The sequence below is a fragment of the Stenotrophomonas sp. STEN029 genome, from assembly GCF_056760015.1.
Genome location: NZ_JBRREC010000012.1, coordinates 1 through 19,042 on the forward strand (window position 1 = coordinate 1; position 19,042 = coordinate 19,042).

Consider the following 19,042-nt stretch of genomic DNA (forward strand, 5'->3'; position numbering starts at 1 on the left):
GTTACCGTGCCGCCATATTTTTTGGGGGGTCGCTGCGTGTCGGGCGTTGCTTGGCGGGGGGGGGGTTTTTGGTGTTACGCCCGGGCGGTGCTGGGCGCGCCACTACGCCGTTGCCCCCTCCCTTTGGCGAAGCCAAGGGGAGGGTTGGGGAGGGGTTGGCTTTTCGGCTTTTCAGTCGCGCAGGACTGCGCCGGTAGCTGCCACGCGGATGCGGGTAGGTTGGGCCAGGCCGCCGGTGGCGCCATCCAGCAGGCCATCCAGCAAGGCCAGCAGGGCAGGGTCCAGCTGCTCACGGGAGCGCGCTGGCGGCTCGCCGGCGAGGTTGGCACTGGTCGATACCAGCGGGCCGCCCCAGGCCTCGCACAGGGCCTGTACCAGTGGATGCGCAGTGACCCGCACGGCGATGCCGGTGTGTTCGCCGGTGATCCAGCGTGGGGCGCGTGGGCCGGCCGGCACGATCCAGGTGTTGGCGCCGGGCCAGCTGTCCAGCACTGCCTGCCGGCGGTCGTCTGCCAAGGCGTCCAACTGCACCCAGCCTTCCAACTGCGCCGGGCTGGCGACGATCAGGATCATGCCTTTCTCGACCGGGCGCTGTTTCAGCGCCAGCAGTTTCATCACCGCGGTTTCGTTGGAAGGATCACAGCCCAGGCCCCAGACCGCTTCGGTCGGATAGGCGATCACGCCGCCGGCCTTGAGGGTGGGGACGACGTTGTGCAGGTCGAGTTCGAGCATGGTCAGCACCGTTGGAGGGCCAGTGCGTTCGTTGGCGCTGGTCGGCGAAAGGACGCAAAGCAAAGGCCGCCCGGTGGGCGGCCTGCTGCGGGTGGTGCCGATTATCCGCTTGTTGGCGGGGGAGGGGATGGTTGGAAAGCGGAAGCTGCATTCAACCGGCTTCAGGAGCAAAGCCTACCCTCATCCGCCCCCCGCCTTCGCGGGGGCAGGCTCTCCGGGCACCTTCTCCCGCGTGCGGGAGAAGGGAGAGCTCGCGGCATTGCTCTAATCAGAACGGCGGTGCGTCGTCGGCGGTCGACTTCTTCACTGCCTTCTTGGCGACGGTTTTCTTGGTGGCCTTCTTCGCTGCGGTCTTCTTGGTCGCTGCCTTCTTGGTTGCCGCCTTCTTGGCCGGGGCTTTCTTTGCAGCGGCCTTCTTCGGTGCGGCTTCCTTCTTGACCGTGGTCTTCTTGGCGGCCTTCTTGCCGAAGCCCTTGCGCACCGGCTTGCCGGTGTCGGCCATCAGCTGCTCGACTTCAGCCAGGGTCAGCGAAGCGGGCTCGCGGTCCTTGGGGATCTTGCCGTTCATCTTGCCGTCGCTGATGTAGGGGCCGAAGCGACCGTTCAACACCTGGATGTCCGAGCCCTCGAACTCCTTGATGATGCGGTTGCGCGCGATCTCTTCCTTCTCTTCGATCAGGAACACGGCGCGGGCCAGGTCGATCTTGTAGGGGTCGTCTTCCTTGGTCAGCGAGGCATAGGTGCTGCCGCGCTTGGCGAACGGACCGAAGCGGCCGATGCCGACGGTGACTTCCTCGCCATTGGCGTCGGCGCCAAGCTTGCGCGGCATGTCGAACAGCTTCAGTGCCTCGTCCAGCGAGATCGAGTAGATGCTTTGGCCCGGCTGCAGCGAGGCGAACTTGGGCTTCTCTTCGTCTTCGACGGTGCCGATCTGCACCATCGGGCCGAAGCGGCCGATACGTGCGGTGACATCCTTGCCGCTGACCGGGTCGGGGCCCAGCACGCGCGCGCTGCCGGCATCGGTGCGGTCCAGTGATTCGCTCTTGTCGGTGACCAGCTCCTTGAACGGGCCCCAGAAGCGTTCCATCAGCGGCACCCACTCTTCCTCGCCGCGCGACACCGCATCCAGCTCGTCCTCGAGCTTGGCGGTGAAGTCGTAATCGACGTACTGGGTGAAGTGACTGGACAGGAACTTGCTGACCGCGCGGCCGACGTCGGTCGGCTTGAAGCTGCGGCCTTCCATCTCGGTGTACTTGCGGAACAGCAGGGTCTGGATGATCGAGGCATAGGTGGACGGACGGCCGATGCCGTATTCCTCGAGCGCCTTGACCAGCGCCGCTTCGGTGTAGCGCGGCGGCGGCTGGGTGAAGTGCTGGTCGGCGACGATGCGGTCCAGCGGCACGCGGTCGCCGGGTTTCATCAGCGGCAGCTTGCGGCCCTCGTCCTCATCCTCGGCGCTCTTGCTGTCCTTGCCTTCCTCGTACACGGCAAGGAAGCCGGGCACCACCACGGTGGTGCCGCTGGCGCGGAACACGTGCTCGCTGCCGGCCGACAGGTCGACGCTGACGGTGTTCAAGGTGGCCGGGATCATCTGGCAGGCGACGGCGCGCTTCCAGATCAGCTCGTACAGCTTGCGCTCGTCGTCGGTGAGGTACTTGCCCACCTGTGCCGGGGTGCGCAACGCGGAGGTCGGGCGCACGGCTTCGTGGGCTTCCTGCGCGTTCTTGGATTTGGTGGTGTAGGTATTGGGCTTGTCCGGCAGCGAACTGATGCCGTAATCGCGGGCAATCACGTCGCGGATCTCGGCCAGCGCATCCTGCGACAGGCTCACCGAGTCGGTACGCATATACGTGATCAGGCCGACCGTGCCCTCATCGCCGATGTTCACGCCTTCATAGAGCTTCTGCGCCACCTGCATGGTCTTGCGGGTGGTGAAGCCGAGCTTGCGCGAGGCTTCCTGCTGCAGCGTGGAGGTGGTGAACGGCGCCGCCGGGCGGCGCTTGCGCTCCTTGCTGGCGACGTCGGTGACGTGCAGCGAGCCCTGCGCGGCCTGCTGGATGCGCAGGCGTGCGGCCTCGGCGGTGTCGCCGTCGGTGACCGTGAACTGCTCGAACTTCTGCCCGTCCAGCTTGATCAGGCGCGCATTGAAGTGTTGCGAGGGATGCGCGCAGGCAGCCTCGATGCTCCAGTATTCGCGCGAGATGAAGGCTTCGATCTCTTCCTCGCGCTCGACGATCATGCGCAGGGCCGGGCTCTGCACGCGGCCGGCAGACAGGCCGCGCTGTACCTTGCGCCACAGCACCGGCGACAGGTTGAAGCCGACCAGGTAGTCCAGCGCGCGGCGTGCCTGCTGGGCATCGACCAGGTCCGAGGCGATTTCACGCGGCTGGGCAATCGCCTCCTTGATCGCGCGTGGGGTGATTTCGGTGAACACCACGCGCTGCATCGGCTTGCCATCGGACAGGCCGCGCTGCTTCAGGATCTCGGCGATATGCCAGCTGATTGCCTCACCCTCGCGATCCGGGTCGGTCGCCAGCAGGATGTCATCGGCGCCCTTTGCGGCTTTGGCGATGGCTTCGACGTGCTTCTCGTTCTTCTCGATCAGGTCGTAACGCATGGCGAACCCGTTCTCGGGGTCGACCGCGCCTTCCTTGGGAACCAGGTCACGCACATGCCCATACGAGGCCAGGACCGTGTAGTCCTTGCCGAGGTATTTATTGATCGTCTTGGCCTTGGCCGGTGATTCGACGATGAGCAGGTGCTTGGGCATGTCAGTACATTCTTGGGGCGGAACGCCCGGTGGGGGCGCTAGGGTGGCTTAAACCGGGACGATAGTGAAGCTGATATTGGGGTTGTGCATAAGCCGACGCCCGGGTTGCGGCCCGGGCGTTCAGCTTGGTTCCTTATTAGAGGAATCATGCCAGAGGGCCCTGTGTCAAGCCGCCCCCGGCAATTTGTCAGTTGAAGGGTGCTGCCGCAACGCCGGGAAGCACCACCAGCCCGATCAGGCAAAGCCCTCTGGCGGAGGGCCGTCAGAGGGCTCAGGATTGCGCGATGGCCATGAAAAAGCCAAATGCGATCAAGGCCAGGTAACCAAGGATCAACAGTGCCGCCAAACCGACGATGACGAGTGTCACCGGGCCCAGCTCACGGCTCTGGCGCTCCGGATGTTCGGTGAAGGCCCATTTGTCGACTACCACGGTGTCGCAGATCATGTCGTGCAAGCTCTGCTTGCGCTCGGTGACGCCGACCATGATCGCCGACACCAGCAGGGAGATGTAGCAGGAGATCACTGCAAGCCCGATCATGGCGATGTAACGCAGGAACGCGCGCCAGAAGCTGATGCGTTCGCCATTGCTGCGCACGACCTTGGCGCCCACCGCCATTTTGCCGAGGCTGGCCAGGTTGTTGGACGAGTGCATCCAGCCGAAATAGGTGGCCGGCACCAGGATGCAGATGCCCATATAGATGCCGTAGAAGGCGAGCATGGCGCCCGCGTTGGCCAGTTCCGACCCGGCCATGCCTGCCAGGCTCACCCCCATCACAAGCGCGATCGGGATCAGCAACACCGCGGAGACCACGCCGGTGACGATGCTGTCGATCACCGAGGCAGCAAAGCGTCGCAGGAAGCCTGCTTGGACGATGGCGCCGCCGGTCACCACATGATTCTGGTCGACGGGCATGCTGCCCGGCGCGGAGTATGGGGAGTGTGCAGTCGCAGCTCGCACAATTGCGGGTTCGGCCGCGGTGCCGTTCTCGATGGCCGCATAGTCCTGACGCAGGTCGATGCCGGTGTTGGCCTGGGTGATCAGCTGCAGTTCGTCGGCGATGGCCGAGAGCGGTTGCCACTGCTGCATGCCTTCGCGCCACACCAGGGTGCCCAGGTCGATCTCGCCTGCGCGGAATTTTTCGCGGAGGGCATCCGCTTCAATCGGACCATGCCGCTCGCGCTGGGCATCAGCGTAGTACCACTGGCTCATCTTTTTCCCCGTAAAAGTTCTGAACGCTACCAATCAGCCGCGACAGTCGATCGGCAGGTAGTTGTCGTCGACATCGGAACTGCATTCCCAGCTGTCGGCCTGCATATCGTAGTCGAGCCAGATGCTTTTGCCGTCAAGTTGCGAATGCGATGGAACCCGCAGGAAGGCTTCCAGCCCGCAATGCCCCTCTTCAAAACGGCCTACATGGACCTGGGCGACGTCGCCGCTGGCATAGCTTTCCGGGGTGCCGAAGCCGTCGTCATCATTGATCGGGCAGCGCTGGTTGGCGGCGACGAACTCGGCCACCTGATGCTTCAGGACCAGCAGTTGCCCTGAAACCATCGTTGTCTTGGAGCGCATCACATACTGCTGGTAGGCCGGCATGGCGATGGCCGCCAGGATGGCGAGGATGGCAATCAGGATCACGCCGACGACCGCAGCGATGATGCCGGCGATCGCGCAGCCGGACAGGCCCTGGCGGGGAGCTGCAGCGGATGTCGTGTGGATGGTTTGTAGCCCCGGAGGCAGCGACGGCGGTACTGGCGGTGCGCTTGCCGATACCGGGTTTTGCAGGTCGAGCCCAAGCTCGCCGGCGAACTCGCGCAACGGCCGCCAGTCACCGGCACCTTCGCGCCAGACCAGGGTGTCTTCGTCGATGCGCCGGGACTGGAAAAGCTGGGTGATGTCTTCGTCACTGATCGGGCCGCGGCGTTCGCGGTTACCCTCGGCGTAGAACCATTGGCTCACGTAGGTATTGTCCTTATGCATCCCTGCACGCCGGTGTCGGGCTCAGTGCAGGGGTTCGGGTTCGTCGACAAACATCTGGGTTTCCATCCAGGCATAGGCGGCTTCGGCGCCGGGCTGGTTGAACAGCACCATCAGCACCACCCACTTCAGGTCGTCCAGGTCCAGTTCGTCCTGGTCCAGCGCCATGGCGCGGTCCAGCACCAGTTCGCGCTGGTCGGCGTCGAGCACGCGTTGTTGTTCCAGGAACAGCAGGAAACCGCGGCTCTCCACGTCCAGCTTGTCGAGCTCGGGGCCGTGGAACACGCGAACCGGCCCGTCAACGCGCGGCTGGGCCACGGCTGGACGTTGTTCGGCCAAGGCATCGAGCCAATCGAAGGCCTTGTTGATTTCGGCGGGACTGAAACCGGCCTGGATCAGGCCGTTCTGTAGCGAGTCGCGGTCTCGGATGAGATCAGCATCTTCGCTGAAATAATGTTCAAACAGGTACAGCAGGACGTCCAGGATGCTCTCTTTCATTGCCCCTCGGCCTGCGCCATTGGCGCTGTGGAGGTGAAGAAACCTTCAGGTGCGGGTATAGCGGCCGTGCGCCGACGAAACCTTCCCTTCCAATTCCATGAGCAGCAGCATGGAGGACAGGCTGGCGGCCGTCAATCCAGTGCGCTCGATCAGTAAATCCATACCGGTTGGGTCATAACCCAAGGCGTCCCACAATCGCTGGTAGTCTGGGTCCGGTGGCGTGACGGCCGGGTGCTGGCCGGACGGTACAGGGGAGATGGGGGTCTGAAGCCGGGTTTGCAAGGCGCAGGCCAGTTCGCCGGCCAGATTGGCCACGCCTTCAAGAATGTCGGCGCTGTGTGTCACCAATGTTGCACCTTCACGTATCAGCCGGTGGCAGCCGCGCGCCATCGGATTGTGGATGGAGCCGGGCACGGCAAAGACCTCGCGGCCGGCCTCGCTGGCCAGCCGCGCGGTGATCAGTGCGCCGGAGCGTTCGGCGGCCTCGATGACCACGGTGCCCAGGGCAAGCGCCGCCAACAGGCGGTTGCGGGCGGGGAACTGGCCGCTGCGCGGTGCTGTGCCTGGCGGGTATTCGCTGATCACCGCGCCTTCGGCGGCGATCTGTGCCTGCAGCTGGCGATGGTGGCGCGGGTAGACCAGGTCCGGCCCCGTCCCGATCACTGCATACGTGCTGCCGCTGCAGGCCAGCGCCGCCCGGTGCGCAGCCGCATCGATGCCGGCGGCCAGCCCGCTGGCGATGGTGAGGCCGCAGCCAGCCAGTGTGGTGGAGAAGTCGCGGGCGATATCGCGCCCGCCGGCGGTGGGGATGCGGCTCCCTACGATTGCGATTGCCGGCTGCCATGGACGCATCGGGTCGCCGGCGATGAACAGTGCCAGTGGTGGATTCGGGCTGTCGCGCAGTAGCGGTGGATAGTCCGGATCACCCCAGCCAATCAGCTGATGGCCATCGGCGTCCAGCCAGGTGACGGTGCGCGCCCAGGCGTCTGCATCGGGTTTTGCCAATGTCTGGCGCTGCGCTGGGGTGCAGCCGGCCGCCTGCCAGCCGGCGGGGCCGGCGGCCAATGCGTCGGCGCTGCCGCCATGTTGATCGAGCAGGCGACGCAGTGTCTGCCGGGGGCCGCCAGCCAGCGCCAGGGTCAGCAGGGCCGGGCAACAGGGTGGGGAGGGTAGATTGGCGAAGGCTGATCGAGGCATGGCCCAGCCTGCCGCCACAAACAACAACGGCGCCCTCGGGCGCCGTTGTGCTGCATCGTAAGGCTAGGCCGCAGGCGCTTACTGCGCGTCCGGATGTTTCAGCTCATAGCCTACGCGGGTCGGCTTGGTACCTTCCATGATCAAGGCATAGCTGACCTTGTCGAAGGTGCGGAACACCATTGCATGGCCAGCATATTCGTCAGGCAGGGTGACGCGGCCTGCGCCGGTCTTCAGTGCATCGTCCATGCGCGAAGAGTCGGGATGCTGCATGCGGTGGGCGACGTGGCTGCCACTGCGCCAGATCGAGAACACCGTGCCGTTGTCGATGCCCTCACGTGCGCCGCCGGAGATGGCGATCACATCGCGCGGGCCGCCGCTGGTGAAGGTGTCGGTCACTGCAAGCACGCGCAGCTGACCCGGTGCCGAGGCGTTGGCCGGGGCATGCGGGACGAACTGCAGGTCGTACGGGGTGGTCTGCACCGGCACCAGACGGTCGCCGGCGCGTACTTCCCTGCCGCTGTCCTGCAGCTGCAAGGTGGACGCCTCGACGCTACCGCTGGCTACCTGGGTCAGGGTGCCGGCATTCACCTCTGCCAGCTCGTAGCCCAGGAACTCGTTGCGGTCATTGGCGGCTACGTAGCTCGCCCACACGTTGCCGCTGCCCGGGATGGCCCGGCCGCGGTTGTCCAGATCATCGGTGTGCTTGGGTTGGCTGAAGCGCACGGTTAGGCGCACCACCATGTAGCGTTGGCCAGGCTGCGCGCCCTCCAGGCCGAGGACATAGGCTTTCTGCCCCAGGGTAGCGCGCAGGCGGTTGTCTTCCAGGCCAACCACATAGGGCAGGTCCTCGAAGCTGTCGACCACGTTCAGGTTCTTAAGGAAGGGCTCAACGTCCGCCAGCGGTACGCCGGTGATCGGTGCTTCCTGGCGCGGGCCTGCCTGGGCGGTCACCCGGTCCAGATAGGCCAGGCTCAGAACGTCGCCCGGGTAGATCAGGTGCGGGTTCTTTACCTGCGGGTTGGCCTGCCAGATCTCCGGCCAAAGCCACGGCTTTTTCAGGAAACGTGCCGATATATCCCACAAAGTATCGCCCTTGCGCACCACGTAGGTGTCAGGGTGGGTGCCGTTCATTTCGACGGCCACGGCATAGGTCGTGACGGTCAGCATCGCCACGGCGGCGACCGTACGTAATTGTTTCAACATGGTTGCGATCTGCCTGATTCCCCAACAGGTTGTCGCACTATATTGCAGAAACGGGGGCGCCGGGCAAGCGCAAGCGGTAGAATTGGGACATCTTGCCGAAATATGCGGCATCCCGGATTGGTACTGCCATGGCTCTCCTGCCCATTCTTGAGTTTCCAGACCCGCGCCTGCGCACCAAGGCGGCCCTTGTTGAAGCGGCCGAGGTGACCACGCCGGCCTTCCAGCAGCTGCTCGATGACATGCTGCAGACCATGTATGACGCCCCGGGCATCGGCCTTGCTGCCAGCCAGGTGGACGTCCATAAGCGCTTCATGGTCATCGACGTCAGCGAAGAGCACAACGCGCCGCAGGTGTTCATCAACCCGCAGATCGTCAGCGCCAGCGAAGGCGGCCGCGTCTATCAGGAAGGCTGCCTGTCGGTGCCGGGCATCTATGCCGATGTCACCCGCGCTGATTCCATCGTGGTGCGCTACCTTGACCGCGAAGGCAAGCAGCAGGAACTGGCGGCCGATGAGCTGCTGGCGACCTGCATCCAGCATGAGATGGATCATCTGGACGGCAAGCTGTTCATCGACTATCTGTCGCCGCTCAAGCGCGAGATGGTGCGCAAGAAGCTGGCCAAGTCGCGCAAGCACGTAGCTTGATTTGAGGCCGGGATCGGGGACCCGGGATTGGAAAGGGCATGAATTGCTGCGTTTCTTCCAGTCCCGGCGTTCTGTCCTGCATCCCTGATCTGCACGCTCTTTCTTTCGATTCGCGATTGGTAGCCGCCGCTGCGCTGCTTTTGCCAATTCCGGATCCCGAATCCCGAATCCCCGCCCAATGAAAATCATCTTCGCCGGTACGCCGGAATTCGCCGTTGCTTCCTTGGCCGCCGCCGCGCGGCAGCATGAGGTGGTGGCGGTCTATACCCAGCCGGATCGTCCCGCGGGCCGTGGTCGTGGCTTGATGCCCTCGCCGGTGAAGCTTGATGCGATTGCGCGTGGCATTCCGGTATTCCAGCCGGAAAGCCTGAAGACGCCCGAAGCCCAGCAGCAGCTGCGCGAACTGCAGCCGGATCTGATGATCGTGGTGGCCTACGGCCTGATCCTGCCCAAGGCAGTACTGGCCATCCCGACCCATGGCTGCTGGAACGTGCACGCCTCGCTGCTGCCGCGCTGGCGCGGCGCTGCGCCGATCCAGCGCGCGATCGAGGCGGGCGATGCCGAAACCGGCGTCTGCCTGATGCAGATGGAGGCGGGCCTGGATACCGGCCCGGTGCTGTTGCGCCAGCACACCCCGATCAGCGATGCCGATACCGGTGGCCAACTGCATGACCGCCTGGCACAGCTGGGCGCGCAGGTGCTGTCCGATGGCCTCGGCTTGTTGCGCGCCGGCTTGAAGCCGGTGCCGCAGCGGCAGCCGGAAGCCGGTGTCACCTATGCACACAAGCTGGACAAGGCTGAAGCCCGGCTCGATTGGGCCGAGCCAGCGGCCGCGCTGGCGCGCCGTGTGCGCGCCTTCAATCCGTGGCCGGTAGCCGAGGCCATGTTGGCTGGCGAGCGCGTGCGCATCCACGGTGCGGTAGCCATTGAGGACAATCGCGGCCAGTCACCGGGCACGGTGATCGGCGCCGCCCGTGAAGGCATCGACATCGCCTGCGGGCAGGGCGCATTGCGTCTGCGCGTGGTGCAGCGCGAAGGCGGCAAGGCGATTACCGCTGCCGATTATCTGAACGCACGCCGCGATCTGCGGGTCGAGGGCTGAGCGGATGACGGCTGCTACTTCCTCGCCGTGGGGCAGGTCCGCGGCGGCACAGCCCGGCGTGCAGACCCGTGCGCTGGCGGCCAAGGTGCTGGCGGCGGTGATCGGCAAGGGCCGCTCGTTGAAAGCCGAGCTCGGCGCAGCCCTGCCCAAGCTCGACGACAGCCGCGACCGCGCGCTGCTGGAAGCCATCTGCTTTGCCGCGCTACGTCGCCGGGTGGTCTACGACCAGGCACTGCGGCAATGGCTGCAGAAGCCGTTGGGCGCGCGCGATGGTGATCTGCGCGCACTGCTGATGGCCGGTTTCGCGCAGCTGGATGTACTGCAGCTGCCTGCCCATGCCGCGTTGTCAGCGACGGTGGAGGCAGCGCGTGCGCTGGGCCGTGAGCGTCAAGCTGGCATGGTCAACGCATTGCTGCGTCGCGCACAGCGCGAAGGCTTTGCCGAGGCGCGCGCTGAAGATGCGTGGCCGCAATGGCTGCTGGCCCAGGTGCAGCACGACTGGCCAGGGCAGGCCGCAGAAATCATCGCGCAGAGTCTGCAGCCGGCGCCGATGTGGCTGCGGGTGAACCGTCAGCAGCATTCGCGCGAAGCGTATCTGGGTTTGTTGGCCGAGGCCGGCATTGAAGCCATTGCCGAGCCCTTGTCGGCCGATGCGGTGCGCCTGCCGGTTGCGGTGCCCGTGAACAGCTTGCCCGGCTTCGCGCAGGGGGCGGTGTCGGTGCAGGATCTGTCGGCGCAACAGGTCGCCGATGCGCTGCAGGCGCCACTCGGCGCGCGGGTGCTGGACGCCTGCGCCGCGCCGGGAGGCAAGTCCGCGCATCTGTTGGAGCGCGACCCATCCCTGCAGTTGCTGGCGCTGGACGTCGATGCACGGCGTCTGCAGCGCATCCGCGAAACCTTCGCCCGTACCGGCGTCGGCGCACAGGCGCAGGTGCTGGCGGTCGATGCCACCGATACCACCGTGTGGTGGGACGGCAAGCCGTTTGACGCGGTGCTGCTGGACGCGCCGTGCTCGGCGACCGGCATCATCCGCCGTCAGCCCGACGTGCTGCTGCACCGCCGTGCCGAGGACATCGTTGCGTTGGCGGCCTTGCAGGCGCGCTTGTTGGATGCACTGTGGACGGTGCTGCGCCCGGGTGGCGTGCTGCTGTACTCGACCTGTTCGATCCTGCGCCAGGAAAACGGCCAGCAGGTAGCGGACTTCCTCGTGCGTACGCCGGATGCACAGGTGCAGGCATTGCCTGACGCATTCGGTCACGAGGTTGCCGGCAACCGCCAGCGACTGCCGGGTGAGCAGGGTGGCGATGGCTTCTTCTATGCGCGGCTGGTGAAAGCGGCGCAGGACTGAGCGGACGTTCTCCGTTCCTCGGATCAAGCTGGCGCCAGCGTTGGCGGTGAAATCAAGTGCGGGCCCCGCTTTGCTTGCGGGCGCCATGGCAGGGAGGCAGGCAATTGTTGATCAGGTACTATCATGACTCGTTGTTGTGTCCAGGATGGCTTCCGGAAAGCGGGGAGCCCGTGTGGATTCTTTTCCAGGATTGCGTCGCGCAATGACTCGACCGTCTGCTGATTTGCCCCTTTATGTGATCAACCTGCCGGCATCGGCGGATCGTCGTGCCTCGATCCAGCGGCAGGCAGAAGCTCTGGGCATCGAGGTGACGATGTGGGAGGCGGTCAATGGCAGCATTCCGCATCCCTTGTTTGCCAAGGTCGATGAAAAGCGGCGTCTGGCCTGCAAGGGCCGCCCTTTCCGCCCCGGCGAGATCGGCTGCTGGGCCAGTCACTATCTGTTGTGGCAGCAGTGCGTGGACAGTGGTCGGCCGATGATGGTGTTTGAAGACGACATTACCATCGACCCGCGGTTTCTGGACGTATTGCGTGACCTGCCGTCACTGCCGGAGTCGGTGGGCTACTTCCGCCTGCATGCTGCGGACCGGCCCAGCTCGGCCTGGATAAGGTTCGGCGACTCAGTCCTGCACCGCTACTGGCGCAGCCCACTGTGCGCGTTTGGCTACTACCTGACGCCAGAGGCGGCTGCAAAATTCCTGCGTCACGCCGAGCACTGGGTGCTGCCGGTTGATGACTATATGGACCTGGCCTGGCTGCACGGGGTGGAATGCCTTGGCCTCAAGCCCGGCGTCGTGCGCAGCGGTCATCTGTTCGCTTCGGTGATCCAGGCCGGGCGCAAGGCCAAGCCTGCTGTTGGGCCGTTGGGTTGGCTGAGCCGCGAGGTTTATCGGGCAGGCCTCAGCGTGCGCTGGTTTGCCTACAATCTCGCTTCGCGGTTGCGCGGGCGTACACCTGCGGACAACGGTTGATACGCGGGATCCGTTGCCATGGCGCCGCTGTTCAGCGGCGACGTGACTGGCGTCCGGACAGGATGCTGATGGCTCTTTCATAGCGCTTCCACCAGGGCGCTTCACCGCGCAATGCGATGCTGGCGTAGCGGTGCCGTTCCTTGCGGCTGGGCTTGGGTTTGGTGCGGTACTCCTGTTTGCCCAAGCTGCAGCAGCCGTCGTCCAGGCCGCTGCGTGCTGCGTACACCCGGACGATGCCGTAGTTGCGCAGCGCGTTGCGGTACAGGCTGGTCGGCTCACGGCGGGTTGCCCACCAGCCGTTGTTGCCATGGGTGCGGTACTCCACGCAGGTGGTGGGCAGGTAGTACTTGCGGGCGCCGAGGATGCTGGCACCGTGCACCACGCACGCATCGGCGCAGAGCTTCCACTGGCGGCGGAAGCTGTGCGGCAGGTCGAGTACGTTTTCGGCCCAGGCCCGGCGCAGGCTCAGCGCCGAAGTGGGGGCGCCATACCAGGGCACCAGGAAGTAGGTGCTTATTGCGGTATAGCCCAGGTCGATGGGCTCCTGGCTGTCTTCGTAGCGGATGTCCAGGTTGTCGATGCCGAAGGTCTGCAGGTCGCTGAAAACGAAGTCGATATCGCGGCGGGCGTCATATACCGCGCCGATCTTTTCCAGGTATTCCGGCTTCCAGCGGTCATCGGCGTCCAGGAAGCAGATCACATCGGCGTTGGCAGCGGCCACGCCGCGTTGAAACGCGGCCAGTTGGCCTTCGTTCTCGCCAAACAGCAGCGTCACCCGGGCATCGTCACCGTAGCGCTGGCGCAGCAGTTCCGGCGAGCCATCGCTTGAACCGTCGTCCACCACCAGGATCTGTGCGGCGGCCCGGGTCTGGGCCAGCGCGCTGTCGATCGTCTCGCAGACGAAATTGGCGTAGTTGTAGTTGGTGATGACGACGGCGAACGTGGTCACGCCTTATCCTCGGCCAGCAGCTTGCGGAAGTAGGCGATGGTTTCCTTCAGGCCATCTTCCAATGCGACCTTCGGTTCCCATCCCAGTTTTTCACGGGCCAGCGAGATGTCCGGCTGGCGCTGGCGCGGATCATCCGAAGGCAGCGGTCGATACACCAGGCGCGAGCGACCGCCGACCAGGCGCAGGACCATTTCGGCCAGCTCCAGCATGGTGAACTCGCCGGGATTGCCGATGTTGATGGGCCCGGTGAAGCCGCGCTCGGTGTCCATCGTCCGCAGCATCGCTTCAATCAGATCATCCACGTAGCAGAAACTACGGGTCTGGCTGCCATCGCCGAAAATGGTGATGTCTTCGCCGCGCAAGGCCTGCACGATGAAGTTGCTCACCACGCGGCCATCGTTGGGATGCATGCGCGGGCCATAGGTGTTGAAGATACGCACGACCTTGATGTCCAGCGCGTGCTGCCGGTGGTAGTCGAAGAACAGCGTTTCGGCGCAGCGCTTGCCTTCGTCATAGCAGCTGCGGATGCCGATCGGATTGACCCGGCCCCAGTAGCCTTCCTGCTGCGGGTGTACTTCGGGGTCGCCATAGACTTCGCTGGTGGACGCCTGCAGGATGCGTGCATTCACACGCTTGGCCAGGCCCAGCATGTTGATTGCGCCGTGTACCGAGGTCTTGGTGGTCTGTACCGGATCATGCTGGTAATGCACGGGAGAGGCCGGGCAGGCCAGATTGAAGATGCGTTGCACTTCCACATACAGGGGGAAGGTGACGTCGTGGCGCATTAGCTCGAAATTGGGCAGGTTCAGCAGGTGCGCGATATTGCGCTTGCTGCCGGTGAAGTAGTTGTCCACGCACAGGACATCATGCCCCTGCTGGATCAGTCGATCGCATAAATGGGAACCAAGAAACCCCGCACCACCTGTGACCAGGACGCGTTGCATGAAAAACTCTCGAAAAGATGAAGGATAGGCGGGCATGGGCGTTCAATGCCCAGCTGGCAACACATTCTGCCACGATCTGTGCCCTTGGTTGGGATGTATTGGCGTGGAAAAGGTGCTAGTCGCTGATCGGACGCGTGGCGGGCTTGCCGCACCCTGGCACCAGGTCCAACCCCAAGGCAGCAGAAAATGCCGCCGTTCCCCATGCGGCCCACTTGATCACATCGCGCCGACGCAGCAGCAGGCTGTAAACCAGCACCGCTGGCACTGCAGCTGCCATCAGCTTGGCCAGATGCATCCGCCCTGCGCCAGTGCCCATGTAGCGGCGTATGGCGATCTGGCGTGAGCGTGCATAGTGGAAGCGCTTGATGAAGTCGGTGCGCACGCTGGGTGCCGAAGAAGCGCCGCCCTTGTGGAAGGCGCGTGCAGCCGGCTGCAGCAGGCATTGATGGCCGGCGTTGGCCATCCGCAGGCACAGGTCATCGTCTTCGTAGTAAAGGAAGAAGGCTTCGTCGAAGCCGCCGATCTCCCGGAATGCACTGGTCCTCTGCAATTGGCAACAACCGTGAATCCACTCGGCGGCGGTGAGCTTGTCAGGCACCGTGAACGTACTGTTCGTGCCCGGCCTGAAGAATGCCTGGCGGTGCGAGATCTGTGGAACGGTTTCGCTGCGCCAGTTCTGGGGGCCAACCACGCCGGCCTGGGGGTGGTCGCGCATGCAGTCCAGCAGGCATTGCAGGTCGGCCGGGGCGATGACGCAATCCGGGTTGAGCAACAGGGCGAACGGCGTCTGCACGGTCGCCATTGCCTGGTTGTTGGCGGCGCCAAAACCGGCGTTGCTGGTACGGGTGATCAGCCGTGCATGTGGAATGCGTGCCGCGATCCGGGTGGCAGTGCCATCGCAGCTGCCGTTGTCGACGATGACCACATGCGGGAACGGGGCGAGCGTGCTTGCCATCGCCTCCAGATGAGCCGAGCTGTTGTAGGTGACGCAGACAATGGTCACCTCATCAAACGGCGGACTGCGGCTCATGGCGTGGATTCGCGCGCTCTACCGATGCCATGCCAAGGGAAGCTGCCCAGCGGGATGCTGGCCATCAGCAGCATGAAAACATGGCGGTGGGTGAAGTTGCTCCAGAGCCCATTGGCCAGGCCGGCGGCCACATAGATGATGAGGATGCTGGCAAAGATACCCTTTTGCGGATCGCGCAGCTTGCTGACATGAACGGCAAAGGCCAGCAGCAGCGCCGCGAATACCAGCAGGCCAGCCACGCCTTCCTCGGCCAGGATGAGCAGGGCTTCCTGGTGCGGGTGACCGGTGATGAACGGTGCCGAGCCCGGGATGAGACGCATCTGTTCCACGTAGATGGATTCCCACTGGTTCAGGCCGTGTCCGAACACCGGGGCATCGGCGATGATCGGCAGGGTTTGCTGCCACAGCCACAGGCGGATGCCGCTGGACGTAGGCTCCTGGGCGACCAGATAGCTGTCCACTTCCTCGGTGATCGAGCTCAGCATGCGTTCGCGGATGCTGGGTGTGGACCACAGTGCGCCGATGGTGACGACGACCAGGCCGGTACTGATGATCAACGTGCGCCAGCCGCTGAAGCGGTGCGCAACCAGTCGGTAGATCCAATAGCCGAGCAGTGGCAGCAGGACGATGTAGGTGGTGCGGCTCTGGATCAACAGCACCGCATTGCACAGTACGACAGCGGCTGCGATCAGTGCAGCGATGCGTAAACCCCGCTCGTTGCTGTTGAAGGCCACAGCCACCAGCATCGACATCAGGATCAGGCTGGCCAACCCTTGCTGGGTGTATTCCTTGAACACGGTATTGCGCATTGACGGCTGGATTTCAGCCACCGCACGCTGTGGTACCAGGCCGAACTGCATCAGGTAGGAGATCAGCACCACCAGCCCGGCGGCGACAGCAAATGCTGCCAATGCACGCCAGCGCCAGCGTGAATCGCGCAGCAGGCTGGCAATGAGCAACGGGTACAGGCAGCCCCACATCGAGGCTTCGCCAAACGCAGGGGCATCTGAGCCAATCCATGCATGCAGCGCGCTGGCGAACAAAACGCTGAACCAGACCAGGAAGCCGAGGACCACTGGCTCACGTAGCGCGGCGCGCGAGCGTGCAAGCAGGTCCGTACCAGCCAGTGAACACAACAGGCTCAAGCCCAGCAGGATGTTGGTGGCGGGCTTGTTGAGGGGGGCAGCGAACAGCGTAAGCACCGCGCACCATTGGCCAACCGTCAGCAGCCGGCTGCGCAGTGCCTGTAACAGCGGGGGAGATTGGACCGCAGACAACTGATTCACGTGATGGATCACACCGGTTGGGCGTGGATACGCCGCTGGGAAAGTGGCAGTGACAGCAGAACGGCCACCGGGCAACCAGTCTGATTTCCAGTCGGTAGAACGATGAATTCTAGCGGTGCCAACCTGCATCTTCAACGAACCCAATCACGTGTTCATGGTGCATGCTGTTGCACGTTCAGCAAGGCAGGCAGTCGTTCAGTCAAGCGGTTTGTCGACGCCGGTGTTGGCTGATGTCGTCACCAACGGCTGCCCGTTCTGCAGCAGCCACAGCATGATGGTCTTCTGCCGCACGTAGTTGGCGCTGACGAAGGCTTCGATCAGGCCCGGCCAGCCATCCAGGAAGCCGCGCTTGACCACGTAGCTGCGGATGAAGCGCCAGCTCGGGGCGATGATCAGCTTGCCCAGGCTGGCGTGCTTGCCCTTGGCGAACTCATGCTCGGCCATCATCCGCGCGTACTTCTGCTTCTTGTCCAGTAGTTGCAGGAAGCTGCGGTAGGGGTGGTGCAGCAGGTCGCCCTTGAGCAGGGCGGCCGGGCCGTCCAGCGAGACGGCTTCGTGGATTTCGCGATCGCCGCGCCAGCCGCCGTGGCGGCGGTCGAACAGGCGCAGTACCCGGTCCGGATAGGCGGTGCCATGGCGCAGGAAACGGCCGAAGTACTCCGAGCAGCGTGCGAAACGGTAGCCGACCGCACGGGGGAAGCCTGCGTCACGCTCGGCCTCGATGGCCGCGCGCAGTTCCGGGTTTACCCGCTCATCGGCGTCCAGGCACAGCACCCAGTCGTGGCTGGCCTGTTCCACGCAGAACGCCTTCTGGCTACGGAAGCCGGTGAACGCACGTTGCACCACGCGGGCGCCAGCGGCTTCGGCCACGGCGACGGTGGCGTCGCTTGAGAAGGAGTCGACCACCACGATTTCGTCGCAGAACGCCAGCGAGGCCAGGCAGTCGCCAATGCGGTCGGCTTCGTTGAAGGCGATGATGCAGGCCGACAGGCGCGGGCGCTGGGCGGGCAGGGTGGTGCTTGGGCTGGGCATGCGGGGTCTGGCACGGGGGATCGGGCAAAGCCTAGCAGCGACGGCTTCCACTGGCGATGCGATAATTTCGGCATATCCGGGATATTCAGGAGTTCCCCACCGTGCCACGCCACTATCTGCTGTACGGGTCCGAGCGCTATGCGCTGGCCATCCTCCGCCCGCTGCAGGCGGCGATCCGCGCACGTGGTGATGAGGCGGCATGGTTCTTCGATGGCCCCGGCGCCAGTGATCTGACCGCCGACGAGACCTTGTTGACGGTAGAGCAGGTGCGTGCGTGGAACCCCTGTGCTGTGATCACCTCGTCCAACGCGGTGCCGCACTTCTTCCCCGGGGTGAAGGTCGAGACCTTCCATGGCTTTGACGCGGGCAAGCCGCGCCACATCTATATCCGTGGCTTCTTCGACCTGTACTGCACCACCGGCCCGCGTGATACCGCCGCGTTCTCCGAACTGGCACAAAAGACCGGACATTTTTCGGTGGTGGAAACCGGCTTCCCGAAGATCGACCCGTTCATGAGCCAGCTCAAGGACGAGCCCGATCCCGTGCGCGAGCCACCGGTGATCCTGTACCACTCCACCTTCTCACCGTCCTGGAGCGCTGCCGGCATCCTGTACGACGAGATCAAGCGGCTGTCGCAGACTGGCGAATGGCGCTGGATCGTCACCTTCCATCCGAAGATGGACCCGGAAATCACCGCCAAGTACCGCGCGCTGGAAGGCCCGTATCTGCGCTTCGCAGACGACGACAACATCCTGGACCTGTTCCCGCAGGTGGACATGATGTGCTCGGACACGTCCTCGGCGCTCAATGAGTTCCTGCTGACCTACAAGCCGGTGGTGACCTTCAAGAACCGCCGGCCCGGGCCGCAGCTGCTGGACATCGATGACCCTGCACAGTTCGAGGGTGCGATCCGTACCGCCTTGTCGCGGCCGCCGGAGTTGATGGCCGCGGTGCGCCAGTTTGCCGATCAGCTGCACCCTTATCGCGATGGCCAGTCCAGCGAGCGCATCCTGCAGGCGATCGATGATTTCATCGCCAAGGGCGGCCGCAACCGCAAGCCCAAGCCGCGCAACTGGTGGCGCAAGATCAAGCTGCGCAAGCGCATTGGCTATTGGGGCCCGGCGCGGGTTTGAGGATCAGCAGTTTCGCCTGGCCACGATGCCGGGGGTGAAGTCAGGTTGCAGCGACATGGGTGTAGCCCGGGTAAGCGCAGCGCACCCGGGAAGAGGACTCAATTCGGTGATTCGGCTTCACGCCTGATGCTGGTTCTGGAGAAGCTGGTTTTCCGTTGCCAGACTTTGGCGCGCCTCCCGCTTCCCGGGTGCGCTGCGCTTACCCGGGCTACGGGGCTGCTCCAAGCCC

The 19,042-nt window shown here is 64.4% G+C and carries 17 protein-coding genes; 5 read left to right on the top strand and 12 right to left on the bottom strand.

The window, feature by feature from the left end:
• Positions 1-171 precede the first annotated feature (171 nt).
• The 7 genes from tsaC to ACVOLI_RS04310 all read right to left on the bottom strand — a co-directional run bounded on the left by tsaC (position 172) and on the right by ACVOLI_RS04310 (position 8,375).
• On the bottom strand, positions 172-732 hold the full coding sequence (gene tsaC / locus ACVOLI_RS04280) for an L-threonylcarbamoyladenylate synthase type 1 TsaC (RefSeq protein WP_481533661.1): 561 nt from the start codon (positions 730-732) through the stop codon (positions 172-174).
• A 268-nt stretch (positions 733-1,000) separates the two neighbouring features.
• The gene (locus ACVOLI_RS04285) at positions 1,001-3,502 is read right to left on the bottom strand and encodes a DNA topoisomerase I (protein ID WP_481533662.1); all 2,502 of its coding nucleotides are present in this window, start codon (positions 3,500-3,502) and stop codon (positions 1,001-1,003) included.
• A 271-nt stretch (positions 3,503-3,773) separates the two neighbouring features.
• Positions 3,774-4,712 (bottom strand): RDD family protein, encoded by a 939-nt coding sequence (locus ACVOLI_RS04290; protein ID WP_481533663.1) that lies wholly within the window; start codon positions 4,710-4,712, stop codon positions 3,774-3,776.
• Between the two features lie 33 nt (positions 4,713-4,745).
• Positions 4,746-5,480 carry a GYF domain-containing protein gene (locus ACVOLI_RS04295; RefSeq protein WP_481533664.1) on the bottom strand — a complete coding sequence of 245 codons (735 nt, stop codon included), beginning with the start codon at positions 5,478-5,480 and terminating at the stop codon, positions 4,746-4,748.
• 21 nt (positions 5,481-5,501) lie between these two features.
• Entirely contained in the window at positions 5,502-5,975 is a 474-nt protein-coding gene (locus ACVOLI_RS04300) for a DUF494 family protein (protein ID WP_282268100.1), read from the bottom strand.
• A 45-nt stretch (positions 5,976-6,020) separates the two neighbouring features.
• Positions 6,021-7,172 (bottom strand): DNA-processing protein DprA, encoded by a 1,152-nt coding sequence (dprA, locus tag ACVOLI_RS04305; protein ID WP_481533665.1) that lies wholly within the window; start codon positions 7,170-7,172, stop codon positions 6,021-6,023.
• 78 nt (positions 7,173-7,250) lie between these two features.
• Complete coding sequence (locus ACVOLI_RS04310; RefSeq protein ID WP_481533666.1) at positions 7,251-8,375, bottom strand: LysM peptidoglycan-binding domain-containing protein; 1,125 nt, start codon at positions 8,373-8,375, stop codon at positions 7,251-7,253.
• A 128-nt stretch (positions 8,376-8,503) separates the two neighbouring features.
• Here ACVOLI_RS04310 and def point away from each other — a divergent pair, with 128 nt between their 5' ends.
• The 4 genes from def (at position 8,504) to ACVOLI_RS04330 (ending at position 12,439) form a co-directional block, all read left to right on the top strand.
• Complete coding sequence (gene def / locus ACVOLI_RS04315) at positions 8,504-9,019, top strand: peptide deformylase (protein ID WP_282268094.1); 516 nt, start codon at positions 8,504-8,506, stop codon at positions 9,017-9,019.
• A 178-nt stretch (positions 9,020-9,197) separates the two neighbouring features.
• Positions 9,198-10,121, top strand: coding sequence for a methionyl-tRNA formyltransferase (fmt, locus tag ACVOLI_RS04320; RefSeq protein WP_296248612.1), 924 nt, complete (start codon positions 9,198-9,200; stop codon positions 10,119-10,121).
• Positions 10,122-10,125: 4 nt separating this feature from the next.
• Positions 10,126-11,469 carry a 16S rRNA (cytosine(967)-C(5))-methyltransferase RsmB gene (rsmB, locus tag ACVOLI_RS04325; protein ID WP_481533667.1) on the top strand — a complete coding sequence of 448 codons (1,344 nt, stop codon included), beginning with the start codon at positions 10,126-10,128 and terminating at the stop codon, positions 11,467-11,469.
• Positions 11,470-11,671: 202 nt separating this feature from the next.
• Positions 11,672-12,439: a glycosyltransferase family 25 protein gene (locus ACVOLI_RS04330; RefSeq protein ID WP_481533668.1), complete on the top strand. Its 768-nt coding sequence runs from the start codon at positions 11,672-11,674 to the stop codon at positions 12,437-12,439.
• 31 nt (positions 12,440-12,470) lie between these two features.
• Here the strand turns inward: ACVOLI_RS04330 and ACVOLI_RS04335 are convergent, their stop codons facing one another.
• The 5 genes from ACVOLI_RS04335 to ACVOLI_RS04355 form a co-directional block, all read right to left on the bottom strand.
• Positions 12,471-13,388, bottom strand: coding sequence for a glycosyltransferase family 2 protein (locus ACVOLI_RS04335; protein WP_481533669.1), 918 nt, complete (start codon positions 13,386-13,388; stop codon positions 12,471-12,473).
• On the bottom strand, positions 13,385-14,332 hold the full coding sequence (locus ACVOLI_RS04340; protein ID WP_296248604.1) for a UDP-glucuronic acid decarboxylase family protein: 948 nt from the start codon (positions 14,330-14,332) through the stop codon (positions 13,385-13,387). The genes ACVOLI_RS04335 and ACVOLI_RS04340 overlap by 4 nt, the downstream gene beginning before the upstream one ends.
• Positions 14,333-14,447: 115 nt before the next feature.
• Positions 14,448-15,362 (bottom strand): glycosyltransferase family 2 protein, encoded by a 915-nt coding sequence (locus tag ACVOLI_RS04345; protein WP_481533670.1) that lies wholly within the window; start codon positions 15,360-15,362, stop codon positions 14,448-14,450.
• Complete coding sequence (locus ACVOLI_RS04350) at positions 15,359-16,648, bottom strand: O-antigen ligase family protein (RefSeq protein WP_481533671.1); 1,290 nt, start codon at positions 16,646-16,648, stop codon at positions 15,359-15,361. Before ACVOLI_RS04350 ends, ACVOLI_RS04345 begins: the two co-directional genes overlap by 4 nt.
• Positions 16,649-16,843: 195 nt before the next feature.
• A complete protein-coding gene (locus ACVOLI_RS04355) occupies positions 16,844-17,680 on the bottom strand; it encodes a glycosyltransferase family 2 protein (protein ID WP_481533672.1) in 837 nt (278 codons plus the stop codon).
• Positions 17,681-17,781: 101 nt separating this feature from the next.
• On the opposite strand from ACVOLI_RS04355, the gene ACVOLI_RS04360 reads away from it, so the two are divergent.
• The gene (locus ACVOLI_RS04360) at positions 17,782-18,813 is read left to right on the top strand and encodes a CDP-glycerol glycerophosphotransferase family protein (RefSeq protein WP_282268078.1); all 1,032 of its coding nucleotides are present in this window, start codon (positions 17,782-17,784) and stop codon (positions 18,811-18,813) included.
• Positions 18,814-19,042 lie beyond the last annotated feature (229 nt).